Source organism: Pseudomonas sp. zjy_15 (assembly GCF_043101865.1).
GTDB classification, from domain to species: domain Bacteria; phylum Pseudomonadota; class Gammaproteobacteria; order Pseudomonadales; family Pseudomonadaceae; genus Aquipseudomonas; species Aquipseudomonas putida_Y.
This window is the reverse complement of the sequence record NZ_JBICII010000037.1, coordinates 26,422-52,564: the sequence shown is the minus strand read 5'-3', so window position 1 is coordinate 52,564 and position 26,143 is coordinate 26,422. Positions and strand designations below refer to the sequence as shown.

The following is a 26,143-nucleotide window of genomic DNA, read 5'->3' as shown; positions in this document are numbered from 1 at the left end:
CGCTCAGCTTAGATGCGTTTGGCCTGGGCTGCCGCGTTACCGATGTAGGTAGCGGGGGTCAGCTGCTTGAGCTCGGCCTTGGCTTCGGCTGGCATGTCCAGGCCGTCGATGAAGGTCAGCAGCGCTTCTGGGGTGATGCCCTTGCCACGGGTCAGCTCTTTGAGCTTCTCGTAAGGGTTTTCGATGTTGAAGCGGCGCATCACGGTCTGGATCGGCTCGGCCAGCACTTCCCAGCAGGCGTCCAGGTCGGCGGCGATGCGAGCTTCGTTGACTTCCAGCTTGCCGATGCCTTTCAGGCTGGCCTCGAAGGCAATGACGCTGTGGGCAAAGCCCACGCCCAGGTTGCGCAGCACGGTGGAGTCGGTCAGGTCACGCTGCCAGCGCGAGATCGGCAGCTTGCTGGCCAGGTGCTGGAACAGCGCGTTGGCGATGCCCAGGTTGCCTTCGGAGTTTTCGAAGTCGATCGGGTTGACCTTGTGCGGCATGGTCGACGAACCGATTTCGCCGGCGACGGTCTTCTGCTTGAAGTAACCCAGCGAAATGTAGCCCCACACATCACGGTCGAAGTCGATCAGGATGGTGTTGAAGCGGGCGATGGCGTCGAACAGCTCGGCGATGTAGTCGTGCGGCTCGATCTGGGTGGTGTACGGGTTGAACTGCAGGCCCAGTTCGTCTTCGATGAAGGCGCGGGCGTTCTCTTCCCAGTCGATCTGTGAGTAGGCCGACAGGTGGGCGTTGTAGTTGCCCACGGCGCCGTTGATCTTGCCCAGCAGCGGTACGGCGGCAACCTGGGCGATCTGGCGCTCCAGGCGATACACGACGTTGGCCAGTTCTTTACCCAGGGTGGTCGGCGAAGCCGGCTGGCCGTGGGTGCGCGACAGCATTGGCACTTCGGCGTGGGCGTGGGCCAGGGCGCGGATGGCGTCGGCGACCTGGCGCATCAGCGGCAGCAGCACTTCGTCACGGCCGGCGCGCAGCATCAGGGCGTGGGACAGGTTGTTGATGTCCTCGCTGGTGCAGGCGAAGTGGATGAACTCGCTGACCTTGGCCAGCTCAGGCAGCTTGGCGGCCTGCTCCTTGAGGAGGTATTCAATGGCCTTGACGTCGTGGTTGGTGGTGCGCTCGATTTCCTTGACGCGCTCGGCGTGCTCCAGCTTGAAATCGTTGGCCAGGCTGTCCAGCAGGGCGTTGGCTTCGGCGGAGAACGCCGGCACTTCGCCGATTTGCGGGTGGGCGGCCAGGCGCTGCAGCCAGCGCACTTCGACCAGGGCGCGGAAACGGATCAGGCCGAATTCGCTGAAAATGGGGCGCAAGGCCTGGGTTTTGCCGGCATAACGGCCGTCTACAGGGGAAACCGCAGTGAGCGAAGAAAGCTGCATGGGGTGTTCTCGGACAGTCAGGCTTTTGGAAGGGCGCATATCATACATGAAAAATGCGCCAGGGTCGGGTGGCTGACCAAAGGTCGGCCCAATTTGGATCAGGTGGCAGACCCTGTGGGAGCGGGCATGTCCGCGAACACCGGCGTAGCCGGTGCCATACACCGCGTCGCCTGCTTCGCGGGCATGCCCGCTCCCACAAAGGGCAGCCCAGCCCGTCAGTTCGGGCTGCGCATCATGTCGTACAGTTCGTTCAGCAACTTGCGCCGGCTGAACACCAGTTGCCAACGGTGCCCGCCCAGCTGCCGCCACAGTCGCGCGGCGCGGATGCCGGCCAGCAGCAGGGCGCGGATCTTCGAGGCGTTGTTGGGCTGCTGCAGGAAGCGCATGTCGCCGTGCACCTGGATGCGCTGGCGCAAGGTGCTCAGGGTGTCCTGGTACAAGGCTCCACTGGAAGCAATGACGTTTTCGTGAACCAGGCCGAAATGCTCGGCCTGCGACTGGATTTGCGGCAGGCGGTTGCCGATGGTGTCCAGCAGGTCGCCACGCTTGTTCAGCTGGCGCTCCAGGCCCAGCATCGACAGGGCGTAGCGCAGCGGCTCGCGCTGCAGGCTGTTGGGGTCGCGCTCGAGGGCGCCGATCAGTGCCCGGTAGCCGTCGCGCAGGTTCAGGTCGTCACCGCCGAACACCTCCAGGGTGTCCTTGGGGTCGCGCACCAGCAGGCTGCCCAGCATGCAGCCGATATTGGCTTCACTGGCCTGGCCGGTGCGGGCGATGCGGTCGACCAGCACGGCGGCCTGGAACACGCCACCCAACGCAATCAGCTGCTCCTGCAGGTTGCTCATGCGCGCGGGCTCCATGGCTCGGCAGCCTCGATCACGCCACCGCCCAGGCACACTTCGCCGTCGTAGAACACCACCGACTGGCCCGGCGTAACGGCGCGCTGAGGCTCGTCGAACACGGCGCGGTAGCCGCTGGCGGTGCGTTCCAGGGTGCATCGCTGGTCGCTCTGGCGGTAGCGCACCTTGGCAGTCAGCTGGCGCGGGCTGTCGAGGTCGACCGGGTTGACCCAGAAAATTTCCGAGGCCAGCAGGGCGCGGGAGAACAGCCATGGGTGCTCGTTGCCCTGGCCGACCACCAGCACGTTGCGAGCCAGGTCCTTGTGCAGCACGTACCACGGCTCGTCACTGGCATCCTTCAGGCCGCCAATGCCCAGGCCCTGACGCTGGCCGATGGTGTGGTACATCAGGCCATGGTGGCGGCCGATCACTTCACCTTCGGTGGTTTCAATGTCGCCCGGCTGGGCCGGCAGGTACTGCTTGAGGAAGTCGCTGAAGCGGCGCTCGCCAATGAAGCAGATGCCGGTGGAGTCTTTCTTCTTGGCGGTGGCCAGGCCGTGTTTCTCGGCAATGGCGCGTACTTCGGGTTTTTCCAGTTCGCCGACCGGGAACAGGGTGCGGGCAATTTCCTGGCCGCCGACGGCGTGCAGGAAGTAGCTCTGGTCCTTGTTCGGGTCCAGGCCCTTGAGCAGTTCGGTGAGCGCGCCAGTATCGCGGCGGCGCACGTAGTGGCCGGTGGCGATCAGGTCGGCACCCAGCGACAGGGCGTAGTCGAGAAACGCCTTGAACTTGATTTCGCGGTTGCAGAGGATATCGGGGTTAGGGGTGCGGCCAGCCTTGTATTCCTCAAGGAAGTGCTCGAACACGTTGTCCCAGTATTCGGCGGCGAAGTTGGCGGTGTGCAGCTTGATGCCGATACGGTCGCACACGGCCTGGGCGTCGGCCAGGTCTTCACGGGCGGTGCAGTATTCGGTGCCGTCGTCCTCTTCCCAGTTCTTCATGAACAGCCCTTCCACCTGGTAGCCCTGCTCGATGAGCAGAAGGGCTGAGACGGAAGAGTCCACGCCGCCGGACATGCCGACGATGACGCGGGTCTTGGCGGGGTCTTTAAGTGCTGGGCTGGTCATGGGTACCGGTGTGTATCAAGGGGGAAAAACGCCGATTCTATCAAACCCGTGGCGCCGCGTCAGTCGCGTAGCAGGTCGAGGCTGTGCAGCGGGCCTTTGAGGTAGTCATCAAGGCAGCGTGGCACCAGCTCGCTGCGCCAGCGAGTGGGGTCGGCCAGCAGTTCGTCGCGGGTCAGCCACACGGCGCGGACGATGTCGCTGTCCAGTGCCAGGTCGGCATGGTGGCGTACGGGGCGGGCGGCGAAGCAGACGCGCTGGTAGGTCACGCCGTTGCTGGGGGCGGTGTACAGGTAGATGCCGACCAGGCCGATCAGCTCGACCTCCCAGGCGGTTTCTTCCAAGGTTTCGCGCAGGGCGGCCTGGGACAGGGTCTCGTTGGGTTCGAGGTGGCCGGCAGGCTGGTTGAAGACGTGCTGGTTGGCTTTGAATTCCTCGACGAAGAGGAACTTGCCTTCGTGCTCGACGATGGTCGCTACGGTGATGTGGGGTTGCCAGGTCATTTGCCATGTCCTTTCAGGTTGCCGGGACCGCCTTGCGGTCCTTCGCGGGCTCGCCCGCTCCCACAGGTGCAGTGCAGGTCTTGCTGGCAGCACCTTTCCTGTGGGAGCGGGCAAGCCCGCGAAGGGCTGCGCAGCGGCCCCGATCCAGAAAGCACAAACCCCGGTGCGTGGCCGGGGTTTGTGCTGTTACTTCAAGCGAACCTTACAGGGCAGCGATGGCGCTGTTCAGGGTCTGGCTCGGGCGCATCACCTTGGCGGTCAGCTCGGCATCCGGGGCGTAGTAGCCGCCGATGTCGGCTGGCTTGCCCTGAACGGCGTTGAGCTCGGCGACGATGGTCGCTTCGTTCTCGGCCAGGGTTTTTGCCAGTGGTGCGAAGCGTGCCTGCAGGGCAGCGTCGTCCGTCTGAGCGGCCAAGGCTTCGGCCCAGTACAGGGTCAGGTAGAAGTGGCTACCGCGGTTGTCGATACCGCCGACTTTGCGCGACGGCGACTTGTTGGTGTCGAGGAACTTGCCGGTAGCCTGGTCCAGGGTGTTGGCCAGAACCTTGGCGCGCGGGTTGTCGTAGGTGTTGCCCAGGTGCTCCAGGGAAGCGGCCAGGGCCAGGAATTCACCCAGCGAGTCCCAACGCAGGAAGTTCTCTTCAACCAGCTGCTGCACGTGCTTCGGAGCCGAACCGCCGGCGCCGGTTTCGAACAGGCCACCGCCGTTCATCAGTGGCACGATCGACAGCATCTTGGCGCTGGTGCCCAGTTCCATGATCGGGAACAGGTCGGTCAGGTAGTCGCGCAGCACGTTGCCGGTCACCGAGATGGTGTCCTTGCCTTCGCGGATGCGGGCCAGGGAGAACTTGATGGCGTCGACCGGTGCCAGGATGCGGATATCCAGGCCGGTGGTGTCGTGATCTTTCAGGTACTGCTGCACCTTCTCGATCATGACGCCGTCGTGGGCGCGAGCCGGGTCCAGCCAGAACACCGCCGGGGTGTTGCTCAGGCGGGCACGGTTGACGGCCAGCTTGACCCAGTCCTGGATCGGCGCGTCCTTGGTCTGGCACATGCGGAAGATGTCACCGGCTTCGACGTTCTGCTCCAGTACGACGTTGCCCTTGCCATCGACTACGCGAACCACGCCGTCAGCCTTGATCTGGAAGGTCTTGTCGTGGGAGCCGTACTCTTCGGCCTTTTGCGCCATCAGGCCAACGTTCGGCACGCTGCCCATGGTGGTCGGGTCGAAGGCACCGTTGGCCTTGCAGTCTTCGATGGTGGCCTGGTAGATGCCGGCATAGCAGCGGTCCGGGATCACGGCCTTGGCGTCTTGCAGTTCGCCTGCGGTGTTCCACATCTTGCCCGAGTCACGGATCATGGCCGGCATCGAGGCGTCGACGATCACGTCGCTCGGCACGTGCAGGTTGGTGATGCCTTTGTCGGAGTTGACCATGGCCAGGGCCGGGCGCTCGGCGTACAGGGCCTGGATGTCGGCTTCGATCTCGGCCTGCTTGTCGGCTGGCAGGTCCTTGATACGGGCGTACAGGTCGCCGATACCGTTGTTGGCGTTGAAGCCTACTTCGGCCAGGGCAGCGGCGTGCTTGGTCAGCACGTCGTTGTAGAATTCTTCGACGATGACGCCGAACATGATCGGGTCGGAGACCTTCATCATGGTGGCTTTCAGGTGCACCGACAGCAGCACGCCGGCGGCCTTGGCATCGGCGATCTGCTCGGCGATGAAGGCTTTCAGGGCCTTGCGGCTCATGGTGGCGCAGTCGATGACTTCGGCGGCTTTGACGGCGGTCTTTTCTTTCAGCACGGTGGTGCTGCCGTCTTTGCCGACCAGCTCGATGCGCAGGCTGTCGTCAGCTTCGATCAGTGCGGCTTTTTCGCTGCCGTAGAAGTCGCCCTGGGTCATGTGGGCAACGTGCGACTTGGAGTCAGCGGCCCAGGCGCCCATCTTGTGTGGGTGCTTGCGGGCGTAGTTCTTGACCGACAGCGGCGCGCGGCGGTCGGAGTTGCCTTCGCGCAGCACCGGGTTCACGGCGGAGCCCTTGATGCGGTCGTAGCGGGCACGGGATTCTTTTTCTTCCGCGGTGGCCGGCTCGTCGGCGTAGTCAGGGATGTTGAAGCCCTTGCCTTGCAGTTCCTTGATCGCGGCTTTGAGCTGCGGTACCGAGGCGCTGATGTTCGGCAGCTTGATGATGTTGGCTTCAGGGGTGGTAGCCAGCTGGCCCAGTTCCGCCAGGTGATCGCCTACTTGCTTCTCTGCGCCCAGTTGCTCCGGGAAGGCGGCAAGGATACGGCCAGCCAGGGAAATGTCGCGAGTTTCGACAGCGATGTCAGCCGAGGCGGTGAACGCTTCGATGATCGGCAGCAGCGAGTAAGTGGCGAGGGCGGGGGCTTCGTCGGTGAAGGTATAGATGATCTTGGAACGGGTGGGCATGCGGGTTAACTCTCTGTGTGCTGAGCGTGCTCGAGTCTCGTGGTGCGCAGGGTAGGCGCATCGCCCTGGCAGCGCCATGAGCGGAAAGTCGAGAGGCTGCGAGCGGTGATGGTGGATGCATCAGTCGAGCGTCAAGTGCTGGGGTGCGGTAACAACCCAGGCTTAGTGGCCGTTGATGGCCTAGGGCGGTCCGCATTTCCTGGGATTCGCCCCGATGACCCTTCGGTCGCGGCGGAGTATACCAAACCATTTGGGCTAATCAGCAAGGCCAAGTGATATCGGCCCATTTATAAGACCAAAGACTAAGCGGCAATGCGGCGGGTTGTCGCATGCCTTGCAGGTCGGCAGATGTGGTTTAGGCTCAGTGGATCGCACGATGTCCAAACCACACCCGACAGCGGAGTAGTGCAAGCATGGGATACCAGAAAATCAAGGTTCCGACCGACGGCAGCAAGATCACCGTCAATGCAGATCATTCGCTTAATGTGCCTGATCATCCGATCATTCCTTACATCGAAGGCGACGGGATCGGCGTCGATGTCTCGCCAGTGATGATCAAGGTGGTCGATGCCGCCGTGGAGAAGGCCTACGGCGGCAAGCGCAAGATTGCCTGGATGGAGGTGTACGCTGGCGAGAAAGCCACCCAGGTGTATGACCAGGATACCTGGCTACCACAGGAAACCCTCGATGCCGTGCGTGATTACGTGGTATCGATCAAGGGCCCGCTGACCACCCCGGTCGGTGGCGGCATCCGCTCACTCAACGTAGCCCTGCGCCAGCAACTGGACCTGTATGTGTGCCTGCGGCCGGTGTTGTGGTTCCAGGGTGTACCGAGCCCGGTGAAAAAGCCTGGCGACGTCGACATGGTGATTTTCCGCGAGAACTCCGAAGACATCTATGCCGGCATCGAGTGGAAGGCCGGATCGCCCGAGGCGAACAAGGTGATCAAGTTCCTGAAGGAGGAAATGGGTGTCACCAAGATCCGCTTCGACCAGGACTGCGGCATTGGCGTCAAGCCGGTGTCGAAGGAGGGTACCAAGCGACTGGTGCGCAAGGCCCTGCAGTACGTGGTGGATAACGACCGCGAATCGCTGACCCTGGTGCACAAGGGCAACATCATGAAGTTCACCGAAGGTGCCTTCAAGGACTGGGGCTACGAAGTGGCGCGTGATGAGTTCGGTGCTGAACTGCTCGATGGCGGCCCGTGGATGAAGTTCAAGAACCCCAAGACCGGCCGCGAGGTCATCGTCAAGGACGCCATTGCCGACGCCATGCTGCAGCAGATCCTGCTACGCCCGGCCGAGTACGACGTGATCGCCACCCTCAACCTCAACGGTGACTACCTGTCCGATGCCCTGGCGGCGGAAGTGGGCGGAATCGGCATTGCGCCGGGCGCCAACCTGTCCGACACCGTGGCCATGTTCGAGGCTACTCACGGCACTGCGCCCAAGTATGCCGGGCAGGACAAGGTCAACCCGGGCTCGGTGATCCTCTCGGCAGAGATGATGCTGCGCCACATGGGTTGGACCGAAGCCGCCGACCTGATCATCAAGGGTACCAATGGCGCTATTGCGGCCAAGACCGTGACCTACGATTTCGAGCGGCTGATGGACGGCGCCAGGCTGGTGAGCAGCTCAGGCTTTGGCGACGAAATGATCAAGCACATGTAAAGCAAGAGAAAACCGGCCGCCTCCTGTAAAGAAGCGGTCGGTTGCTTCGTATACCGGCACAGCGCAGGCAGTCAGGCTTTTGCGGTTTCGCTTTGCGGCTCGCCCAAGGATCTGGCAGCCTCTGCTGCTGCGGCCGCGGCATCCTTGATTTCGACGGCGTGCAAGCCTTTGGGGCCCTGGACGATGTCGAATACCACGGCCTGGCCTGCCTTCAGGGTCTTGTAACCGTCCATTCGGATGGCGGAATAATGGGCGAACAGGTCATCGGATTTACCTTCCTCATTGATGAATCCATAGCCCTTGGCATTGTTGAACCACTTGACTTTACCGCTTGCCATCCCTATGTCCCTCTGCAAAGGACTCCATCACTGGAGTATCATCCACTTCATCCGCATACGAACCTTGCGAAAAATCTGGTTGACTGCGCGGATCTTTATCGCCCACGGTGGGTTCTTATTGGTTGTAACACCGTTTTGCCGATAGTCAAGGTCACGCGGCGCCTGCGCTGGCGGTGGCCTGTGCAGTCAACCCGCAACCTTAACCTGACGCTCATGATGAAATTCTTTCCATGCATGCACCTAGTGAGATTCGACTAACATTCAATCAGGATCGCCCGCAATCGAATGAGGACGATGGCTCAGGTCTTGCAGTCCAGGAAGCCAAGCCGATCCTGCAGGCGCCACCGATGTACAAGGTGGTTTTGTTCAACGATGACTACACGCCAATGGATTTCGTCGTCGAAGTGCTCGAGACGTTCTTCAGTCTGAACCGCGAGCTGGCGACCAAGATCATGCTGACCGTCCATACCGAAGGGCGGGCAGTGTGCGGATTGTTTACCCGTGACATCGCCGAAACAAAGGCTATGCAGGTCAACCAATACGCCAGGGAAAGCCAGCATCCGCTACTCTGTGAAATCGAGAAGGACGGTTAATCGCCGACCACTTGGGTATGAGGTGAAGCTATGTTAAACCGCGAGCTCGAAGTCACCCTCAATCTTGCCTTCAAGGAGGCCCGTTCGAAGCGTCATGAGTTCATGACCGTCGAACATCTGCTGCTGGCACTCCTTGACAATGAGGCTGCCGCGACCGTTCTGCGCGCCTGTGGCGCCAATCTCGACAAGCTCAAGCACGACCTGCAAGAGTTCATCGATTCCACCACGCCGTTGATCCCTGTGAACGACGAAGACCGTGAAACCCAGCCGACCCTGGGCTTCCAGCGCGTGCTTCAGCGTGCCGTGTTCCACGTGCAAAGCTCTGGCAAGCGCGAAGTGACCGGCGCCAACGTGCTGGTGGCGATCTTCAGCGAACAGGAAAGCCAGGCCGTGTTCCTGCTCAAGCAGCAGAGCGTGGCCCGTATCGACGTGGTCAACTACATCGCCCATGGCATCTCCAAGGTGCCAGGGCATGGTGCGCAATCTGAAAGCGACCAGGACATGCAGGACGAAGAGGGCGGTGAAACCTCCTCTTCGAGCAACCCGCTGGACGCCTACGCCAGCAACCTGAACGAACTGGCCCGTGCTGGCCGTATCGACCCGCTGGTAGGTCGCGAGCAGGAAGTGGAGCGCGTGGCGCAAATCCTGGCCCGTCGGCGCAAGAACAACCCGCTGTTGGTGGGTGAGGCAGGCGTGGGCAAGACGGCCATCGCCGAAGGCCTGGCCAAGCGCATCGTCGATGGTCAGGTGCCTGACCTGCTGGCACAGAGCGTGGTGTACTCCCTCGATCTGGGTGCCTTGCTGGCCGGAACCAAGTACCGTGGTGACTTCGAGAAGCGCTTCAAGGCGCTGCTCGGTGAGCTGCGCAAGCGTCCGCAGGCCATCCTGTTCATCGACGAGATTCACACCATTATCGGTGCCGGCGCGGCGTCGGGCGGGGTGATGGATGCCTCCAATCTGCTCAAGCCGTTGCTGTCGTCGGGTGAAATCCGCTGCATCGGTTCGACCACGTTCCAGGAGTTTCGCGGCATCTTCGAGAAGGATCGTGCCTTGGCGCGTCGTTTCCAGAAGGTGGATGTCAGCGAGCCATCGGTCGAAGACACCGTGGGCATCCTGCGCGGCCTGAAAGGCCGTTTCGAAAGCCACCACAACATCGAGTACAGCGACGAAGCCCTGCGCGCCGCCGCCGAACTGGCCTCGCGCTACATCAATGACCGGCACATGCCTGACAAGGCCATTGATGTGATCGACGAGGCTGGTGCTTACCAGCGCCTGCAGCCGGAGGCCAATCGCGTCAAGCGCATCGATGTGCCGCAAGTGGAAGACATCGTTGCCAAGATCGCGAGAATTCCGCCGAAGCACGTCACCAGTTCCGACAAGGAGCTGCTGCGCAACCTTGAGCGCGACCTGAAACTGACCGTGTTTGGCCAGGACCAGGCAATCGACTCGCTGGCCACCGCGATCAAGTTGTCCCGTGCCGGCCTCAAGTCGCCAGACAAGCCGGTGGGTTCGTTCCTGTTCGCCGGCCCTACCGGCGTCGGCAAGACCGAAGCGGCGCGGCAGCTGGCCAAGGCACTGGGTGTGGAATTGGTGCGTTTCGACATGTCTGAGTACATGGAGCGCCACACCGTGTCGCGTTTGATTGGTGCGCCGCCGGGTTATGTCGGTTTTGACCAGGGTGGCTTGTTGACCGAGGCAATCACCAAACAGCCGCACTGCGTATTGTTGCTCGACGAAATCGAGAAGGCCCACCCGGAAGTCTTCAATCTGCTGCTGCAGGTGATGGATCACGGGACCCTGACCGACAACAACGGGCGCAAGGCCGACTTCCGTAACGTGATCCTGATCATGACCACCAACGCCGGTGCAGAAACCGCGGCGCGGGCGTCGATCGGCTTCACTCATCAGGACCACGCGTCCGATGCCATGGAAGTGATCCGCAAAAGCTTCACGCCAGAGTTCCGCAACCGTCTGGATACCATCATCCAGTTTGGCCGCCTGAGCACGGAGACGATCAAAAGCATCGTCGACAAGTTCCTTATCGAACTGCAGGCGCAGCTGGAAGACAAGCGTGTGCTGCTGGAGGTCAGCGATGAAGCGCGCGGTTGGCTGGCGGTGTCGGGCTATGACGTGCAGATGGGTGCGCGGCCAATGGCGCGGCTGATCCAGGACAAGATCAAGCGGCCGCTGGCCGAGGAGATCCTGTTTGGCGAGCTGGCCGAGCATGGTGGCGTGGTGCATGTCGACCTGCGCGATGGCGAACTGGTGTTCGACTTCGAAACCACGGCTGAGGTCGCGTGATGTGCAGGGGCTGCCTTGCAGCCCCTGCAATTTCTTGAGGCACAAAAAAGCCCGGCACCTGGCCGGGCTTTTTCATGGCTTGAGCTTAGCGCGCACGGTAGGTGATGCGGCCCTTGCTCAGGTCGTACGGCGTCAGCTCGACGCGGACCTTGTCGCCAGTGAGAATACGGATGTAGTTCTTGCGCATCTTTCCGGAGATGTGCGCGGTTACGACGTGCCCGTTTTCCAACTCCACGCGGAACATGGTGTTGGGCAGGGTGTCGACGACAGTACCTTCCATTTCGAAGCTGTCTTCTTTCGACATGCAGTTGAGCCCTCGGATCCAGTGTTAGCCCGACGCATATCCGCACCGGGCAAAAAAGTGGCGTGGATTATGCCGGAAAACTGCGTGTCAAGCCAATGCTTTCAGTTGAGGGTGACCCAGCGCTGGTTTATCAGCAACTCGATGGGGCGGTACTGCGTCTTGTAGTTCATCTTCTTGCAGTTCTTGATCCAGTAGCCCAGGTAAACCGCCTCCAGGTCCTGGCGCAGCGCTTCGGTGATCTGCCAGAGAATGGCGAAACGGCCAAGGCTGCGGCGCTCCTCGTCCGGCTCGTAGAAGGTGTACACCGCCGACAGGCCATTGGGTAGCAGGTCGCACACTGCCACCGCCATCAACCGGCCTTCCAGGCGAAACTCGTAGAACCAGCAGAACGGCAGGTCGCGCACCAGGAAGGTGGAGAACTGATCGCGGCTGGGCGGGTACATGTCGCCGTCGGCGTGGCGCGTTTCGATATAGCGCCGGTACAGCTCGAAATACTCTTCCCTGAACGCCGGGCGTGCTGCGGTTACGGTCAGGTCGGCGTTACGCTTGAGAATGCGCCGCTGCTGGCGGTTGGGGATGAAGCGCGCCGCCGGGATGCGCGCCGGCACGCAGGCATTGCAGTTCTGGCAGTGCGGGCGGTACAGGTGGTCGCCACTGCGGCGAAAGCCCATTTCCGATAAATCGGCGTACACATGCACGTCCATCGGCTGGCTGGGGTCGAGGAACAGCGTGGTCGCCTGCTCCTCCGGCAGGTAGCTGCAGGAGTGGGGCTGAGTGGCATAGAACTTCAACCGCGCCAACTCTGTCATGATCAACCCCTTCGGTGAGACTTTGAGTTAAGTGTAAGCCAGCTACGGGAACTCGCCTAGGCAACCCATGAAGCGCTATTGGGCTGGTCAAGGTGGTGTGCCAGGTAGCTGGCGAACTCGGCACGGCTGATGGCGTGGGCGCCCAGGCTGTGCAGGTGGTTGGTGGGCATCTGGCAGTCGATAAGCACGAAACCGGCGTCTCGCAGGTGGTTGACCAAGGTTACGAAACCGACCTTGGAGGCGTTGTCGGCGCGGCTGAACATCGATTCGCCAAAGAACAGCTGGCCCATGGCCAGGCCGTACAGGCCCCCAACCAGTTCGCCATCCTGGCGAACTTCAACCGAATGGGCGATGCCACGGCGGTGCAGTTCGCAGTAGGCGTTGCGCATGGTGTCGGTGATCCAGGTGCCGTCAGCGTAATCGCGCGGCGCGGCGCAGGCGGCGATCACGCCCGGGAAGTCGGTGTCGAAACTGACCTGGTAGCGGCCTTGGCGCATCAGCTTGGCCAGCGAGCGCGAGACATGCAACTGGTCAGGCAACAACACCGTGCGCGGGTCAGGTGACCACCACAGGATCGGCTGGCCGTCCTGGTACCACGGGAAGCAGCCGTGGCGATACGCCTGCACCAGGCGCTCGGGGCTCAGGTCTCCGCCGGCGGCCAGTAGGCCGTTGGGGTCGTGCAGCGCCTTTTCCAGGGGGGGGAAGGTCAGCGAGTCGCGGGTCAGCCAGGTGAGCATGGTCTATCGTGCGGTGGGGGAGGGGAGAGGGCAGCATGGCTTGGGTCAAAAGCGGGGTCAATCTCTTTGGGTGCCTCAACGCCGGCGCGGTCCCCTGCACAAGGCTACCCCTACAGAGGGGCACGGCAATTTAGGCAATTTCCTACACATTCATCAAACCGCAGGCACCATCGGCTACATTTGCTGTCACACCTGTGCAAAAACACAGCATAAGCCTTTGTCACAAAAGAAAATGCGTGCTCAAATTGCAGCTATACGAATTCGCCTCCGGCCAAACCCCCATACGGCGTGCCGCCATGGCGGCTGGCGGGCAGTAATGTTAAAAGTAGTGGTTCGTTGGTCGCGCAGCGGCCGATCACTATTGGACGCGCACCACGCGCAGGAATAGACGCGTTTTGAAGAAATCCACCGCAACTCCAGCTCCATTGCCTGTGCCACTGTGGCGGCAGCAGCTGCATTATCGCCTCAAGGAAGGTGCGTTGATCGCTGTCGGCGCCCTGTGCCTGTACCTGTGGATGGCGCTGCTGACCTACGACACCTCGGACCCGGGCTTCAGCCACACCAGCAACGTCGACCAGGTGCAGAATGCAGCCGGGCGTGCCGGTGCCTACTTCGCCGACATCCTGTTCATGGTGCTGGGTTACTTCGCCTATATTTTCCCGCTGCTGCTGGCGGTCAAGACCTGGCAGATTTTCCGCGAACGCCACCAGCCGTGGGATTGGAGCGGCTGGCTGTTCTCCTGGCGGCTGATTGGCCTGGTGTTCCTGGTGCTGTCTGGGGCGGCGTTGGCGCATATCCACTTTCACCCGTCAGCCGGCCTGCCGTTCTCCGCCGGTGGTGCGCTGGGCGAAAGCCTGGGTGACCTGGCGCGCAATCTGCTGAACGTGCAGGGCAGCACGCTGATGTTCATTGCCCTGTTCCTGTTCGGCCTGACCGTCTTCACCGACCTGTCGTGGTTCAAGGTGATGGACCTGACCGGCAAGATCACCCTCGACCTGTGCGAGCTGGTGCAAGGGGCTGCCACCCGCTGGTGGGAAGCGCGCAACGAGCGCAAGCGCCTTGAGGCGCAACTGCGCGAGGACGAACCGGTGTTCAAGGCCGCGCCGATGGCTGCCGAGAAGCGCGAGCCGGCCAAGCCTTCGCTGCGCGAGCGCATCCTCAAGCGTGAAGAAAAAACCGCCCAGCCGGTTGAGCCGACCCTTGCACGCGAACCGATTGTACCGCCGCGTGAAACGGCGTCTGAGGCATTGGCGCCGCGTGAAACCGTGGTGCCCCGCCAGCAGCACCCAGCGCCCACCATTGTGCCGCCGTCAGCCGCCAGGGCGCCGGAGCCGAGCAAGCGGGCGATGAAGGAAAAGCAGGCGCCGCTGTTCGTCGACAGCGCCGTGGAGGGCACCTTGCCTTCGATTTCCATTCTCGACCCGGCTGAACAGAAGAAGATCGAGTATTCGCCAGAATCCCTGGCCGGCGTCGGCCAGTTGCTGGAAATCAAGCTCAAGGAGTTCGGTGTGGAAGTGGCGGTGGATTCGATCCACCCCGGCCCGGTGATTACCCGTTACGAAATCCAGCCGGCCGCAGGCGTGAAGGTCAGCCGCATCGCCAACCTGGCCAAGGACCTGGCGCGTTCGCTGGCCGTGACCAGTGTGCGAGTGGTCGAGGTCATCCCTGGCAAGACCACAGTGGGTATCGAGATACCCAACGAAAACCGCCAGATGGTGCGCTTCTCCGAAGTGCTGGCCACGTCGCAGTATGACGAGCAGAAATCGCCCGTCACGTTGGCGCTGGGCCATGATATCGGCGGCAAGCCGGTGATCACCGACCTGGCCAAGATGCCCCACCTGTTGGTGGCCGGTACGACCGGTTCCGGTAAGTCGGTGGGTGTGAACGCGATGATTTTGTCGATCCTGTTCAAGTCCAGCCCGGAAGACGCGCGGCTGATCATGATCGACCCGAAAATGCTTGAATTGTCGATCTACGAAGGCATTCCGCACCTGCTGTGCCCGGTGGTCACCGACATGAAGGACGCCGCCAATGCCCTGCGCTGGAGCGTGGCCGAGATGGAGCGGCGCTACAAACTGATGGCGGCCATGGGCGTGCGTAACCTGGCCGGTTTCAATCGCAAGATCAAGGACGCCCAGGAGGCTGGCGAAATCATCCATGACCCGCTGTATCGCCGTGAGAGCATGGACGATGAGCCGCCTGCGTTGAAAACCCTGCCGACCATCGTGGTGGTGGTGGACGAATTCGCCGACATGATGATGATCGTCGGCAAGAAGGTCGAGGAGCTGATCGCCCGTATCGCGCAGAAGGCACGGGCGGCCGGTATTCATCTGATCCTCGCCACCCAGCGCCCGTCGGTGGACGTGATCACCGGCCTGATCAAGGCCAACATCCCGACCCGTATGGCGTTCCAGGTGTCGAGCAAGATCGACTCGCGTACCATCATCGACCAGGGCGGTGCCGAGCAGTTGCTGGGCCATGGCGACATGCTGTACATGCCGCCGGGCACCAGCCTGCCGATCCGGGTACACGGCGCATTCGTGTCCGACGACGAAGTGCACCGCACGGTCGAGGCGTGGAAGCTGCGTGGCGCCCCGGACTACAACGACGATATCCTCAACGGCGTCGAAGAAGCCGGTAGCGGCTTTGATGGCGGTGGCGGTGGTGGCGACGGTGACGATGCCGAAACCGACGCCCTGTATGATGAAGCGGTGCAATTCGTGCTTGAGAGCCGTCGTGCCTCCATTTCTGCCGTGCAACGCAAGCTGAAGATCGGCTACAACCGTGCCGCGCGCATGATCGAGTCGATGGAGATGGCCGGCGTAGTCACCCCGATGAACAGCAACGGCTCGCGGGAAGTGATTGCCCCGGGCGGCCCGCGCGACTGATGAACACCCTGCCGGGCGCCAACGGTGGCGTCCGGCCTTTTCAACGCTCAATGAGGATTCCCATGCGCGCGATTCGCATGCTGTTGGTTTCTGCCCTGACCCTGGGCTCGGTTACTGCTTATGCCGGTGAGCAAGACGTACAACGCCTGACGCAGCTGCTGGAAAAGTCGCAGACCATCGAGGCCAACTTCTCCCAGCTGACCCTGGGCGCCGATGGCACCAGCTTGCAGGAAACCTCGGGCAAGATGGCGGTCAAGCGCCCTGGCCTGTTCTACTGGCATACCGATGCGCCACAGGAGCAAGTGGTGGTCTCGGACGGCAAGAACGTCACCCTGTGGGACCCGGACCTGGAGCAGGCCACCATCAAGAAGCTCGACGTGCGGCTGAACCAGACCCCAGCCCTGTTGCTGTCCGGTGATGTGTCGAAGATCAGCCAGAGCTTTGACATTGCGTCCAAGGAGCAGGGCGAAGTGATGGACTTCACCCTCAAGCCAAAGACCAAGGACACCCTGTTCGACTCGCTGCGCGTGTCGTTCCGCAAAGGCCTGATCAACGACATGCAACTGATCGACAGCGTCGGCCAGCGCACCAACATCCTGTTCAATGGCGTCAAGGCCAACCAGGCGGTGCCGGACAGCAAGTTCAAGTTCGACATCCCCAAGGGCGCGGATGTGATCAAGGAGTAACCAGAGCTCGCCATGGACCTGTTTCGAAGCGAACCCGTCGCCCAGCCCCTGGCCGCCCGTCTGCGCCCCTCCAGCCTGGACGAGTACGTCGGCCAGGAGCACCTGCTGGCGCGCGGCAAACCGCTGCGCGAGGCGCTGGAGCAAGGTGCGCTGCATTCGATGATCTTCTGGGGCCCTCCCGGGGTCGGCAAGACCACGCTGGCGCGGTTGCTGGCGCAGTTCTGTGATGCGCACTTCGAAACGGTGTCGGCAGTGCTGGCCGGGGTGAAAGAGATCCGCCAGGCGGTGGAGGTGGCCAAACAGCAGGCTGGCCAATATGGCCGTCGCACCATCCTGTTCGTTGACGAGGTGCACCGCTTCAACAAGTCGCAGCAGGACGCCTTTTTGCCCTATGTCGAGGACGGCACCCTGCTGTTCATCGGTGCCACCACCGAAAACCCGTCGTTCGAGCTGAACAATGCGCTGCTGTCGCGGGCGCGGGTGTATGTGCTCAAGAGCCTGGACGAAGCGGCCCTGCGCAAGCTGGTCAACCGTGCGCTGACAGAAGAGCGTGGCCTGGGCAAGCGTAACCTGCGGGTGGGCGACGACGCCTTCAAGATGCTGATGGCCGCCGCCGACGGCGATGGCCGGCGCATGCTCAACTTCCTCGAGAACGCCTCGGACCTGGCTGAAGACGGCAGCGAGATCGACGTCGAGATGCTGCAGAGCCTGCTGGGTGACAGTCGCCGCCGTTTCGACAAGGGCGGCGAGGCGTTCTACGACCAGATATCCGCGCTGCACAAGTCGGTGCGCGGCTCCAACCCCGATGGCGCCCTGTACTGGTTTGCACGCATGCTCGACGGCGGCTGCGATCCGTTGTACATCGCCCGCCGTGTGGTGCGCATGGCCAGCGAGGACATCGGCAATGCTGACCCGCGTGCGCTTAGCCTGTGCCTGGCAGCCTGGGATGTGCAGGAGCGCCTTGGCAGTCCCGAGGGCGAGTTGGCGGTGGCCCAGGCCATCACCTACCTGGCCTGTGCGCCCAAGAGCAACGCGGTGTACGTGGGCTTCAAGACTGCCCTGCGCGAAGCGGCCGAGCACGGTTCGCTGGAGGTGCCGTTGCACCTGCGCAATGCCCCGACCAAACTGATGAAGCAGTTGGGCTATGGCGACGAGTACCGCTATGCCCACGATGAACCCGACGCCTACGCTGCTGGTGAGGATTACTTCCCCGACGAGCTGGAGCCACGCCAGTACTATCAGCCGGTGCCCCGTGGCCTGGAACTGAAAATTGGCGAGAAGCTGCGCCACCTGGCCGATCTCGACCGCAACAGCCCCCGCCAGCGGAGAAAATCATGATTGCACTTATCGCCGCGGTCAGCGCGGGTGGTATCGCCGGTACCTTGTTGCGCTTTGCTACCACCAACTGGGTGGCGGCCCACTGGCCACGGCACTTCTATGTCGGTACGCTGGCGGTCAACCTGGTTGGCTGCCTGCTGATCGGCTTGCTCTATGGCCTGTTCTTGCACAAGCCGCTGGCGCCGGTTGAGTTGCGCGCCAGCCTGATTGTCGGCTTTCTCGGTGGCCTGACGACCTTTTCCTCCTTCTCGCTCGATACCGTGCGCCTGATGGAAAGCGGGCAAGTGCTCCTTGCCTTGGGCTATACCAGTATCAGCGTGGTGGGCGGGCTGCTCGCAACCTGGGCTGGCTTGTCCCTGACCCGATTCTGAACCAACACCTACACATAACGAGAGAACGATATGCTCGATTCCAAACTGTTACGCGGCCAACTTCAGGAAGTGGCGGACCGCCTGGCCTCCCGTGGCTTCAGCCTGGATGTCGCGCGCATCGAATCACTGGAAGAGCGCCGCAAGGCGGTGCAGACCCGCACCGAACAACTGCAGGCTGAGCGTAACGCCCGTTCCAAGTCCATCGGCCAGGCCAAGGCCAAGGGCGAAGACATCGCCCCGCTGATGGCTGACGTCGAGCGCATGGCCAACGAACTGACTGCCGGCAAGGCCGAGCTGGACGCCATTCAGGCCGAGCTGGATGGCATCCTGTTGACCATTCCCAACCTGCCGGACGCCAGCGTACCGGTCGGTGCCAGCGAGGACGACAACGTCGAAGTGCGCCGTTGGGGCACGCCGAAGGCGTTCGACTTCGAAATCAAGGACCATGTGGCCCTTGGTGAAATCAGCGGTGGCCTGGACTTCGAAGCGGCTGCCAAGCTGTCCGGCGCCCGTTTTGCTGTGCTGCGTGGTCCGGTTGCCCGTCTGCATCGCGCCCTGGCGCAGTTCATGATCAACCTGCACACCGGCGAACATGGCTACGAGGAACACTACACCCCGTACATGGTGCAGGCCCCGGCGCTGCAGGGCACTGGCCAGTTGCCGAAATTCGAGGAAGACCTGTTCAAGATCACCCGTGAAGGTGAGGCAGACTTCTACCTGATCCCGACCGCCGAAGTGTCGCTGACCAACCTGGTGGCGGGTGAAATCCTCGACGCCAAGCAGTTGCCACTGAAACTGGTTGCCCACACCCCATGCTTCCGCAGCGAAGCCGGCGCGTCCGGCCGTGACACCCGCGGCATGATCCGCCAGCACCAGTTCGACAAAGTCGAGATGGTGCAGGTGGTAGAGCCGGCCAAGTCGATGGAGGCCCTGGAAGGCCTGACTGCCAACGCCGAGCGTGTGCTGCAGTTGCTTGAGCTGCCATACCGCGTGCTGGCCCTGTGCACTGGCGACATGGGCTTTGGTGCGGTGAAAACCTACGACCTGGAAGTGTGGGTGCCAAGCCAGGACAAGTACCGCGAGATCAGCTCGTGCTCCAACTGCGGTGACTTCCAGGCGCGCCGCATGCAGGCTCGCTGGCGCAACCCGGAAACCGGCAAACCAGAGCTTGTACACACGCTCAACGGTTCCGGTCTGGCCGTAGGCCGTACCCTGGTTGCGGTGCTGGAAAACTACCAGCAGGCCGACGGTTCGATCCTGGTGCCGGAAGTGCTGAAACCGTACATGGGCGGCGTCGAGGTCATCCGCTAAATGGATTACCTGCCGCTGTTCCACAAGCTACAGGGCGGCCGTGTGCTGGTCGTCGGTGGCGGTGAGATCGCCTTGCGCAAGGCGCGCCTGCTGGCCGATGCCGGCGGTGTGCTGCGCGTGGTGGCACCGGACGTCGACGGCCAGTTGGCCGCGTTGGCCCGGGAAGGTGGCGGTGAGGTGCTGGTGCGTGGCTATCGGGCTGCTGACCTGGTCGGTTGCCGGCTGGTGATCGCGGCGACTGACGACCCTGGGCTGAATGCTCAGGTGTCGGCCGATGCGCAGGCCCTTAGCCTGCCGGTCAATGTGGTGGATGCGCCGGCCTTGTGTACGGTGATCTTCCCGGCGATCGTGGATCGTTCGCCGCTGGTAATTGCTGTTTCCAGCGGCGGTGATGCCCCGGTACTGGCGCGCCTGATTCGAGCCAAGCTCGAGGCGTGGATCCCTTCGGCCTATGGTGAGTTGGCCGGGCTGGCGGCACGCTTCCGGCACAAGGTCAAATCCCTGTACCCGGACGTCAACCAGCGTCGAGGCTTCTGGGAGACCGTATTCCAGGGGCCGATCGCCGAGCGTCAGCTGGCCGGGCAGGGTGCTGAAGCCGAACGTCTGTTGCAGGCGATGGTAGACGGCGCACCGGTGCAGCAGGGCGGTGAGGTGTACTTGGTTGGTGCAGGCCCGGGTGATCCGGACTTGCTGACCTTCCGTGCCTTGCGCCTGATGCAGCAGGCCGACGTGGTGCTGTACGACCGCCTGGTTGCGCCCGCCATCATCGATATGTGTCGTCGTGATGCCGAGCGCATCTATGTAGGCAAGCGCCGCGCTGACCATTCTGTGCCGCAGGACCAGATCAACCGCCTGTTGGTCGACCTGGCCCGGCAGGGCAAGCGGGTGCTGCGCCTGAAGGGTGGCGACCCGTTCATCTTCGGCCGGGGCGGCGAAGAGATCGAAGAGCTGGCCGAGCATGGCATTCCGTTCCAGGTGGTGCCGGGTATTACTGCGGCCAGCGGCTGCTCCGCGTATGGCGGCATTCCGCTGACTCACCGTGATTACGCCCAATCGGTACGCTTCGTCACCGGGCACCTCAAGGATGGCACCAGCAACCTGCCGTGGAATGACCTGGTGGCGCCGGCGCAGACCTTGGTGTTCTACATGGGGTTGGTGGGCTTGCCGACCATCTGTGCCGAGCTGATTCGCCATGGGCGTGCCGCGAGTACCCCGGCGGCGTTGGTGCAGCAGGGGACCACGCGTAATCAGCGAGTATTCACCGGTACCTTGGCGGACCTGCCAGACCTGGTGGCCCAGCATGAGGTGCATGCGCCGACCCTGGTGATTGTGGGGGAGGTGGTGCAGTTGCGTGACAAGCTGGCCTGGTTCGAAGGTTCGCAGAACAGCTGAAATAGTTGGGGCTGCAAAGCAGCCCCGGCTTCCTCAAGCCTGCCAAATCCCTTTGCCCACCAACCGTTCTCGATCATGCGGCAAGCCAAAGTCCTGCAAAGGCCCTTTGGGCACAATCCCGTTCGGGTTGATGGTCTTGTGGCTCATGTAATAGTGCTTCTGGATATGCTCCATGTTCACCGTACCTGCCACCCCTGGCCATTGGTACAGCTCACGCAGCCAGTTCGACAGGTTGTGGTAGTCGCTCAGGCGGCGCAGGTTGCACTTGAAGTGCCCGTGGTACACCGCGTCGAAGCGCACCAGTGTAGTGAACAGGCGTACATCAGCCTCGGTCAGGTACTCACCCGCCAGGTAGCGATTGCGGCCTAGCAAGGCTTCCAGGTAATCCAGTTCGTTGAACACATCGTCAAAGGCAGCCTCGTAGGCGTCTTGCGTGGTGGCAAAGCCTGCGCGGTACACACCATTGTTCACCGCCGGGTAGATGCGCTCGTTCAATGCTTCGATGCTCGGGCGCAGCGATGCGGGGTAAAGGTCCAGGGTATTGCCAGTCAGCTCGTTGAATGCGCTGTTGAATATGCGGATGATTTCCGCCGACTCATTGTTGACGATGCGCTTCTCTTTTTTGTCCCACAGCACAGGCACCGTCACGCGCCCCGTGTAGTGCGGGTCATCCTGGGTGTAGCGCTGGTGCAGGTAGTGCAGCGCGTCTAGGTGGTCCCCGCTGGAGCCTTGCTGCTGGTCGAAGGTCCAGCCATGGTCCTGCATCAGCCAACTGACCACCGACACGTCGATCAATGGCTCCAGGCCTTTCAGCGCGCGAACGATCAGGGTGCGGTGGGCCCATGGGCAGGCCAGCGACACGTACAGGTGGTAGCGGCCTGCCTCGGGGGCGGGCAGCTGATTGCGGCGCTGGGCGTTCTCTCGCTTGAACGTGCCGTCTTTGCCGTTTTCATACCACTGGTCGTGCCAGCGACCGTCGATCAATAGGCCCATGGTGAGCTCCTGAAACAAAGTTGTTTGTCGTTGGAGCCCAGTCTAGGGAAAAACGTTCGAAGAAATAGCGCAAAGATCGGGGTTCTATTATCGGCTAAATCGATTTGTTTCGAGCATTCCAGTAGTCTTGCGCTGTAACGAACGCCTGCTCGCGGTGTTGTCCCAGGCCACGCAGGGCCAGGGCCATGGTCGCGATCAGGGCCTTTTCGCCATAACTGTCTTCTACTTCGCCACGCCAGAACGCCAGCAAGTGCTGGGCCTGCAAGCTGGGCGGCTTGACATGGCGGCGTTCGCTCAGCGCTGGCCACTCTTCATCCCATGCTTCACCTGCCGTGGTGCCGTAGAGATGGCTGATGACATCGGGGTTGACCTCGATTTCGCCGCCATCACCCTTGATCACCACGGCATGGTCGCCCAGCAGGCGGCTGGCCTCGCGGTGCACTGCCTGGTAACCAGGGTGAAAGATGCTCTGCAGTCCACAGCGAGCGCCCAGCGGGTTGAGCACCCGAGCCAGCGAATGGATGGGCGAGCGCAGGCCCAGGGTATTGCGCAGGTCGATCATGCGTTGCAGTTGCGGCGCCCAGTCGTGCAGCGGGAAGAATGCCAGTCGATGCTGGTCCAGCGCGTTGCCGACCGCGGCCCAGTCGCGGCACAGCGGAATCTGCAGCAGGCCGAGCAGTTGCTCTGTGTACATACGCCCGGCAGTGTGTGCGCCACCGCCGTGCATCAGGATGCGCACGCCGTTGTTGGCCAGGCATTTGGCGGCCAGCAGGTACCAGGGCAGGTGACGCTTCTTGCCGGCGTAAGTGGGCCAGTCCAGGTCGACGACGATGCGCGGCGCCTGCAGGTGGGCGCGCAGGGCCTCGGTGAAGCCTGCCAGCTCTTCGGCGCTTTCTTCCTTGTGCCGCAGCAGCATGAGGAAGGCACCGAGCTGGGTGTCTTCGACCTTGCCTTCCAGCAGCAGGGTCATGGCTGCGCGGGCCTCTTCGCGGGTCAGGCCACGCGCGCCGCGCTTGCCTTTGCCGAGAATGCGCACGAATTCGGCGAACGGGTGTTCGGCGGGGGTTTCCAGAGTGAGCGGACGAGGTTCGGTCATATGCAGTTGGTCGGCTTGGGCAGGCCCGCCAGCTTGGCGGCAAGTTTGGCGGGGGTGCCGTTGAACAGGCGGTTCAGGTGCGGGCTGTTGCCCTTTTCAGGGCCCAGCTTGAGGGCCGTGTACTTGATCAGCGGGCGCGTGGCCGGAGACAGCTGGTATTCCTGGTAGAACTGACGGAGCAGTTCGAGGATTTCCCAGTGGTCTGCCGTCAACGGGATACCTTCGCGCTTGGCCAGCGCCTCGGCGGCGTCGTGGGACCAATCTTGCAGGTCGACCAGGAAGCCATCCTTGTCCAGGGCGATCACCTGATTGCCAACGGTGAGCGTATTCATAGCCAGCTGTTGACCTTGTCGTATTGCAGCGACAGTTCGACGAACCCGGCGTAGTCCACGGCCTTTGCCAGGTCGTTGCCGACCGCGCGGGCCTGTAAATCCTCGTCCAGGGCGAACAGGCGCTGGGCCAGGCCGGCGGCTTGCAAATGGCCGTGCGGCTCGCTGCCGCTGCGCAGGGCATACACGGCATCGCCGCACAGCAGCAGGGCATCTTCGGCACCGAGCAGGCGCAGGCAACTGGCCAGGCGCTCGTCACCAAACGGGGAATGGGCAATTACATGCAGGGTCTTCATCAGAGCGTTATCACCTGGTCGAAACGGGCTATCAGCGCGGCCAGCGCTGCGTCATCGAGCACTTGCACCGGCAGCGCCAGGGTATGGGCTGCCAGGCCACGACGGGCCAGGCTGTGGTTGCAGGCGAACAGCTCTTCGACACCGAACATCGGCAGCGCCTGCAGGTTGGCAGCCAGGTTCTTCTGTTGCACGGCGGCGGGTTGCTGGTCCGGCGCGAGCTGGAACACACCATCGTCGAGGAACAGCATGCCCAACGGCAGGTCGAACGCGCCGCCGGCCAGGGCGATGTCCAGCGCCTCGCGGGCAGAGGGGCCATTCCACGGTGCCTGACGGCTGATGATCAACAAGGACTTGGCCATATCAGTCGCCTCCGAAGCAGACAAGGCGATCGGCCACTTGCGCGGCCTCGTGCAGTTGGCCCAGCCCCGACAGTTCCCAGGGCTTGGGCAGGTTCACGGCCGGGCGCTGGTAGCGGTTGGCCTCGGCTTCGTCGAGCACGCCACGGCGCAGGGCGGCGGCGATACACACCACGGCGTCCAACTGATGGGTCTGTATGAATGTGCGCCACTGGCCAGCCACGTCCAGTTCGTCCTGGGGAGCGACCACGTTGGCCGAGGCACTGTGTACCCCGTCCTGATAGAAGAACAGCCGGGCAATCTCATGCCCGCCGGCCAGCACTGCCTCGGCGAAACGCAGGGCGCGCCGCGAAGAGGGCACGTGGGCCGGGGAGAACACCGCGATAGCGAATTTCATGGCTAACTCATGCAAAGGAATGGTGCCATGATAAAGCAAAAAAGCCCGCGCTCGCTTGTGCAAGCGGGCGCGGGCTACTCATTCAGTCTCAAGGTTCAAGCCTGCTCCTTGCCCTCCGGCAAGAACCAGTTCAGCACCAGCGCACAAATCCCCCCGGTAGCCACACCCGACTCCAGCACATTGCGAATCGCCGCTGGCATGTGCGCCAGGAATTCCGGCACCTGTGCCACACCCAGGCCCAGTGCCAACGACACGGCGATGATCAGCAGGGCACGACGGTCCAGCCGAGTGCTGGCCAGAATATTGATCCCCGACGCCGCAACCGCGCCAAACATGACCATCGCCGCGCCGCCCAGCACTGGCTCCGGCACAGCCTGAATCACCCCGGCAACACTCGGGAACAGCCCCAGCAACACCAGCATCACGGCAATCCACATACCGATATGGCGGCTGGCGATACCGGTCAGCTGAATCACCCCGTTGTTCTGGGCAAAGATCGAGCTAGGGAAGGTGTTGAACAGACCGGCCAGCAGTGAGTTGGCGCCGTTGACCAGCACGCCCCCCTTGATCCGCTGCATCCACACCGGCCCTTCGACCGGCTGGCGCGACACCTTGCTGGTGGCGGTAACGTCACCGATGGCTTCCAGCGAAGTGACCAGGTAAATCACCAGCATTGGAATGAACAGCGCCCACGAGAAGCCCAAGCCAAAGTGCAGTGGTGTCGGCACCTGGAACAGCGCGGCCTCGTGCATGCCGGTAAAGTCCAGACGGCCCAGGAATCCGGCCAGCGCATAGCCGACCGCGAGGGCGATGACGATGGCGCAGCTGCGCATCCACACCACCGGGATACGGTTGAGAACGACGATGATCGCCAGTACCACGCCGGACATCAGCAGGTTTTCGCCATTGGCAAAGGTGCCATTGGCCATGGCCCCAAAACCACCGCCCATGCTGATCAGGCCGACCTTGATCAGCGTCAGGCCGATCATCAACACCACGATGCCAGTCACTAGCGGGGTGATCAGGCGTTTGACGAAGGGCAGGATGCGCGACACGCCCATCTCGACGAACGAGCCTGCGATTACTACGCCAAAAATGGCTGCCATTACGCCCTCTACCGGCGTGCCTTGCTTGACCATCAGCGCACCACCGGCAATCAGCGGGCCGACGAAGTTGAAGCTGGTGCCCTGAACGATCAGCAGCCCCGCGCCAAATGGCCCGAAGCGCTTGCACTGGACGAAGGTGGCGATACCCGAGATCACCAGCGACATTGAAACGATCAAATTGGTATCACGTGCAGATACACCCAACGCCTGGCAGATCAGCAGGCCAGGGGTGACGATCGGCACGATGATCGCCAGCAAGTGCTGCAGGGCTGCCAGCAGGCCGATCAACAGCCGTGGCTTGTCCTCCAGACCAAGCACCAGTTCATTGGCAGGCGCCGCTGCGCCTGGGCTGTGTTCGTGTGAGCTCATTGCTGAAAGCTGCCCCGGAAGAAAAAAGGAGCGCATTCTACGGGGTGATGATGGATAGCGGTAGAGAAAAGCAGGATGTCGGCATGATCGACGACCATTTGCCTGCTTATCTGACTTTTTGGTCAGTTATTGCGATTGGCTGAGGGGGGCAGGTGCAGTTACAGGCATATCTCGCTTGAAACTGATGTGGAGC

At 62.3% G+C, this 26,143-nt stretch carries 26 protein-coding genes; 10 read left to right on the top strand and 16 right to left on the bottom strand.

From position 1 onward, the window contains the following. Positions 1-8: 8 nt before the first annotated feature. The 5 genes from purB to ACF8EF_RS07655 all read right to left on the bottom strand — a co-directional run bounded on the left by purB (position 9) and on the right by ACF8EF_RS07655 (position 6,270). The gene (gene purB, locus ACF8EF_RS07675) at positions 9-1,379 is read right to left on the bottom strand and encodes an adenylosuccinate lyase (protein ID WP_003251234.1); all 1,371 of its coding nucleotides are present in this window, start codon (positions 1,377-1,379) and stop codon (positions 9-11) included. A gap of 215 nt (positions 1,380-1,594) precedes the next feature. Beyond that, positions 1,595-2,221: a high frequency lysogenization protein HflD gene (gene hflD / locus ACF8EF_RS07670; RefSeq protein WP_010954818.1), complete on the bottom strand. Its 627-nt coding sequence runs from the start codon at positions 2,219-2,221 to the stop codon at positions 1,595-1,597. Further along, complete coding sequence (gene mnmA, locus ACF8EF_RS07665; RefSeq protein ID WP_176682272.1) at positions 2,218-3,342, bottom strand: tRNA 2-thiouridine(34) synthase MnmA; 1,125 nt, start codon at positions 3,340-3,342, stop codon at positions 2,218-2,220. The genes hflD and mnmA overlap by 4 nt, the downstream gene beginning before the upstream one ends. A 59-nt stretch (positions 3,343-3,401) precedes the next feature. Beyond that, positions 3,402-3,842: an NUDIX hydrolase gene (locus tag ACF8EF_RS07660; protein ID WP_176682273.1), complete on the bottom strand. Its 441-nt coding sequence runs from the start codon at positions 3,840-3,842 to the stop codon at positions 3,402-3,404. Positions 3,843-4,044: 202 nt separating this feature from the next. Further along, entirely contained in the window at positions 4,045-6,270 is a 2,226-nt protein-coding gene (locus tag ACF8EF_RS07655) for an NADP-dependent isocitrate dehydrogenase (protein ID WP_392462020.1), read from the bottom strand. Positions 6,271-6,683: 413 nt separating this feature from the next. On the opposite strand from ACF8EF_RS07655, the gene icd reads away from it, so the two are divergent. After that, a complete protein-coding gene (gene icd / locus ACF8EF_RS07650) occupies positions 6,684-7,940 on the top strand; it encodes an NADP-dependent isocitrate dehydrogenase (RefSeq protein WP_176682275.1) in 1,257 nt (418 codons plus the stop codon). Between the two features lie 71 nt (positions 7,941-8,011). Here icd and cspD read toward each other — a convergent pair whose 3' ends face one another. Then, complete coding sequence (cspD, locus tag ACF8EF_RS07645; RefSeq protein ID WP_176682276.1) at positions 8,012-8,278, bottom strand: cold shock domain-containing protein CspD; 267 nt, start codon at positions 8,276-8,278, stop codon at positions 8,012-8,014. Between the two features lie 230 nt (positions 8,279-8,508). Between cspD and clpS the strand changes: the two genes are divergently transcribed. Together clpS and clpA are read left to right on the top strand one after the other, a co-directional pair. Further along, complete coding sequence (clpS, locus tag ACF8EF_RS07640; protein WP_003251220.1) at positions 8,509-8,871, top strand: ATP-dependent Clp protease adapter ClpS; 363 nt, start codon at positions 8,509-8,511, stop codon at positions 8,869-8,871. A 30-nt stretch (positions 8,872-8,901) separates the two neighbouring features. Next, complete coding sequence (gene clpA / locus ACF8EF_RS07635) at positions 8,902-11,172, top strand: ATP-dependent Clp protease ATP-binding subunit ClpA (RefSeq protein ID WP_012051826.1); 2,271 nt, start codon at positions 8,902-8,904, stop codon at positions 11,170-11,172. 85 nt (positions 11,173-11,257) lie between these two features. Here clpA and infA read toward each other — a convergent pair whose 3' ends face one another. From infA to aat, 3 genes are all read right to left on the bottom strand, one after another. After that, positions 11,258-11,476, bottom strand: a complete 219-nt coding sequence (gene infA / locus ACF8EF_RS07630) for a translation initiation factor IF-1 (protein ID WP_002553999.1) — start codon at positions 11,474-11,476, stop codon at positions 11,258-11,260. Between the two features lie 101 nt (positions 11,477-11,577). Then, positions 11,578-12,285 carry an arginyltransferase gene (locus ACF8EF_RS07625; RefSeq protein WP_176682277.1) on the bottom strand — a complete coding sequence of 236 codons (708 nt, stop codon included), beginning with the start codon at positions 12,283-12,285 and terminating at the stop codon, positions 11,578-11,580. A 56-nt stretch (positions 12,286-12,341) separates the two neighbouring features. Beyond that, positions 12,342-13,022 (bottom strand): leucyl/phenylalanyl-tRNA--protein transferase, encoded by a 681-nt coding sequence (aat, locus tag ACF8EF_RS07620; RefSeq protein ID WP_176682278.1) that lies wholly within the window; start codon positions 13,020-13,022, stop codon positions 12,342-12,344. Between the two features lie 395 nt (positions 13,023-13,417). On the opposite strand from aat, the gene ACF8EF_RS07615 reads away from it, so the two are divergent. The 6 genes from ACF8EF_RS07615 (at position 13,418) to cysG (ending at position 21,008) form a co-directional block, all read left to right on the top strand. Continuing rightward, complete coding sequence (locus ACF8EF_RS07615) at positions 13,418-15,910, top strand: DNA translocase FtsK (RefSeq protein WP_176682279.1); 2,493 nt, start codon at positions 13,418-13,420, stop codon at positions 15,908-15,910. A gap of 62 nt (positions 15,911-15,972) precedes the next feature. Next, positions 15,973-16,596: an outer membrane lipoprotein chaperone LolA gene (lolA, locus tag ACF8EF_RS07610; RefSeq protein WP_176682280.1), complete on the top strand. Its 624-nt coding sequence runs from the start codon at positions 15,973-15,975 to the stop codon at positions 16,594-16,596. Positions 16,597-16,608: 12 nt separating this feature from the next. Further along, a complete protein-coding gene (locus tag ACF8EF_RS07605; RefSeq protein ID WP_176682281.1) occupies positions 16,609-17,934 on the top strand; it encodes a replication-associated recombination protein A in 1,326 nt (441 codons plus the stop codon). Next, positions 17,931-18,305: a fluoride efflux transporter CrcB gene (gene crcB, locus ACF8EF_RS07600; RefSeq protein ID WP_392462022.1), complete on the top strand. Its 375-nt coding sequence runs from the start codon at positions 17,931-17,933 to the stop codon at positions 18,303-18,305. The genes ACF8EF_RS07605 and crcB overlap by 4 nt, the downstream gene beginning before the upstream one ends. A gap of 30 nt (positions 18,306-18,335) precedes the next feature. Continuing rightward, complete coding sequence (serS, locus tag ACF8EF_RS07595) at positions 18,336-19,616, top strand: serine--tRNA ligase (protein WP_101196159.1); 1,281 nt, start codon at positions 18,336-18,338, stop codon at positions 19,614-19,616. Then, positions 19,617-21,008, top strand: a complete 1,392-nt coding sequence (gene cysG / locus ACF8EF_RS07590; RefSeq protein ID WP_209967035.1) for a siroheme synthase CysG — start codon at positions 19,617-19,619, stop codon at positions 21,006-21,008. Positions 21,009-21,041: 33 nt separating this feature from the next. Here the strand turns inward: cysG and ACF8EF_RS07585 are convergent, their stop codons facing one another. The 7 genes from ACF8EF_RS07585 to ACF8EF_RS07555 all read right to left on the bottom strand — a co-directional run bounded on the left by ACF8EF_RS07585 (position 21,042) and on the right by ACF8EF_RS07555 (position 25,950). Continuing rightward, positions 21,042-22,001 (bottom strand): glutathione S-transferase family protein, encoded by a 960-nt coding sequence (locus ACF8EF_RS07585; protein WP_176682284.1) that lies wholly within the window; start codon positions 21,999-22,001, stop codon positions 21,042-21,044. A gap of 94 nt (positions 22,002-22,095) precedes the next feature. Beyond that, positions 22,096-23,097 carry a glycosyl transferase family protein gene (locus ACF8EF_RS07580; protein ID WP_392462024.1) on the bottom strand — a complete coding sequence of 334 codons (1,002 nt, stop codon included), beginning with the start codon at positions 23,095-23,097 and terminating at the stop codon, positions 22,096-22,098. Further along, entirely contained in the window at positions 23,094-23,429 is a 336-nt protein-coding gene (locus ACF8EF_RS07575) for a TusE/DsrC/DsvC family sulfur relay protein (protein ID WP_392462026.1), read from the bottom strand. Before ACF8EF_RS07575 ends, ACF8EF_RS07580 begins: the two co-directional genes overlap by 4 nt. Continuing rightward, entirely contained in the window at positions 23,426-23,722 is a 297-nt protein-coding gene (tusB, locus tag ACF8EF_RS07570) for a sulfurtransferase complex subunit TusB (RefSeq protein ID WP_252458284.1), read from the bottom strand. Before tusB ends, ACF8EF_RS07575 begins: the two co-directional genes overlap by 4 nt. Next, a complete protein-coding gene (gene tusC / locus ACF8EF_RS07565; RefSeq protein ID WP_176682287.1) occupies positions 23,722-24,081 on the bottom strand; it encodes a sulfurtransferase complex subunit TusC in 360 nt (119 codons plus the stop codon). The genes tusB and tusC overlap by 1 nt, the downstream gene beginning before the upstream one ends. A gap of 1 nt (position 24,082) precedes the next feature. Then, complete coding sequence (tusD, locus tag ACF8EF_RS07560; protein ID WP_176682288.1) at positions 24,083-24,475, bottom strand: sulfurtransferase complex subunit TusD; 393 nt, start codon at positions 24,473-24,475, stop codon at positions 24,083-24,085. Positions 24,476-24,570: 95 nt separating this feature from the next. Then, positions 24,571-25,950 carry a nucleobase:cation symporter-2 family protein gene (locus ACF8EF_RS07555; protein WP_003251186.1) on the bottom strand — a complete coding sequence of 460 codons (1,380 nt, stop codon included), beginning with the start codon at positions 25,948-25,950 and terminating at the stop codon, positions 24,571-24,573. Here ACF8EF_RS07555 and ACF8EF_RS07550 point away from each other — a divergent pair. Beyond that, positions 25,941-26,093 carry a hypothetical protein gene (locus ACF8EF_RS07550; RefSeq protein ID WP_176682289.1) on the top strand — a complete coding sequence of 51 codons (153 nt, stop codon included), beginning with the start codon at positions 25,941-25,943 and terminating at the stop codon, positions 26,091-26,093. The two genes, ACF8EF_RS07555 and ACF8EF_RS07550, sit on opposite strands and share 10 nt — an antisense overlap. Positions 26,094-26,143 lie beyond the last annotated feature (50 nt).

What these genes read in the sequence shown, in the direction of transcription:
- ACF8EF_RS07605 (WP_176682281.1), top strand. Translation starts at nt 16,609, where the DNA reads ATGGACCTGTTTCGAAGCGAACCCGTCGCCCAGCCCCTGGCCGCCCGT.
- ACF8EF_RS07580 (WP_392462024.1), bottom strand. Translation starts at nt 23,097, where the DNA reads ATGACCGAACCTCGTCCGCTCACTCTGGAAACCCCCGCCGAACACCCG.
- icd (WP_176682275.1), top strand. Translation starts at nt 6,684, where the DNA reads ATGGGATACCAGAAAATCAAGGTTCCGACCGACGGCAGCAAGATCACC.
- lolA (WP_176682280.1), top strand. Translation starts at nt 15,973, where the DNA reads ATGCGCGCGATTCGCATGCTGTTGGTTTCTGCCCTGACCCTGGGCTCG.
- ACF8EF_RS07660 (WP_176682273.1), bottom strand. Translation starts at nt 3,842, where the DNA reads ATGACCTGGCAACCCCACATCACCGTAGCGACCATCGTCGAGCACGAA.
- clpS (WP_003251220.1), top strand. Translation starts at nt 8,509, where the DNA reads ATGCATGCACCTAGTGAGATTCGACTAACATTCAATCAGGATCGCCCG.
- infA (WP_002553999.1), bottom strand. Translation starts at nt 11,476, where the DNA reads ATGTCGAAAGAAGACAGCTTCGAAATGGAAGGTACTGTCGTCGACACC.
- cysG (WP_209967035.1), top strand. Translation starts at nt 19,617, where the DNA reads ATGGATTACCTGCCGCTGTTCCACAAGCTACAGGGCGGCCGTGTGCTG.
- ACF8EF_RS07655 (WP_392462020.1), bottom strand. Translation starts at nt 6,270, where the DNA reads ATGCCCACCCGTTCCAAGATCATCTATACCTTCACCGACGAAGCCCCC.
- tusC (WP_176682287.1), bottom strand. Translation starts at nt 24,081, where the DNA reads ATGGCCAAGTCCTTGTTGATCATCAGCCGTCAGGCACCGTGGAATGGC.
- serS (WP_101196159.1), top strand. Translation starts at nt 18,336, where the DNA reads ATGCTCGATTCCAAACTGTTACGCGGCCAACTTCAGGAAGTGGCGGAC.
- cspD (WP_176682276.1), bottom strand. Translation starts at nt 8,278, where the DNA reads ATGGCAAGCGGTAAAGTCAAGTGGTTCAACAATGCCAAGGGCTATGGA.
- tusB (WP_252458284.1), bottom strand. Translation starts at nt 23,722, where the DNA reads ATGAAGACCCTGCATGTAATTGCCCATTCCCCGTTTGGTGACGAGCGC.
- clpA (WP_012051826.1), top strand. Translation starts at nt 8,902, where the DNA reads ATGTTAAACCGCGAGCTCGAAGTCACCCTCAATCTTGCCTTCAAGGAG.
- purB (WP_003251234.1), bottom strand. Translation starts at nt 1,379, where the DNA reads ATGCAGCTTTCTTCGCTCACTGCGGTTTCCCCTGTAGACGGCCGTTAT.
- aat (WP_176682278.1), bottom strand. Translation starts at nt 13,022, where the DNA reads ATGCTCACCTGGCTGACCCGCGACTCGCTGACCTTCCCCCCCCTGGAA.
- ACF8EF_RS07555 (WP_003251186.1), bottom strand. Translation starts at nt 25,950, where the DNA reads ATGAGCTCACACGAACACAGCCCAGGCGCAGCGGCGCCTGCCAATGAA.
- crcB (WP_392462022.1), top strand. Translation starts at nt 17,931, where the DNA reads ATGATTGCACTTATCGCCGCGGTCAGCGCGGGTGGTATCGCCGGTACC.
- mnmA (WP_176682272.1), bottom strand. Translation starts at nt 3,342, where the DNA reads ATGACCAGCCCAGCACTTAAAGACCCCGCCAAGACCCGCGTCATCGTC.
- ACF8EF_RS07575 (WP_392462026.1), bottom strand. Translation starts at nt 23,429, where the DNA reads ATGAATACGCTCACCGTTGGCAATCAGGTGATCGCCCTGGACAAGGAT.
- hflD (WP_010954818.1), bottom strand. Translation starts at nt 2,221, where the DNA reads ATGAGCAACCTGCAGGAGCAGCTGATTGCGTTGGGTGGCGTGTTCCAG.
- ACF8EF_RS07625 (WP_176682277.1), bottom strand. Translation starts at nt 12,285, where the DNA reads ATGACAGAGTTGGCGCGGTTGAAGTTCTATGCCACTCAGCCCCACTCC.
- tusD (WP_176682288.1), bottom strand. Translation starts at nt 24,475, where the DNA reads ATGAAATTCGCTATCGCGGTGTTCTCCCCGGCCCACGTGCCCTCTTCG.
- ACF8EF_RS07585 (WP_176682284.1), bottom strand. Translation starts at nt 22,001, where the DNA reads ATGGGCCTATTGATCGACGGTCGCTGGCACGACCAGTGGTATGAAAAC.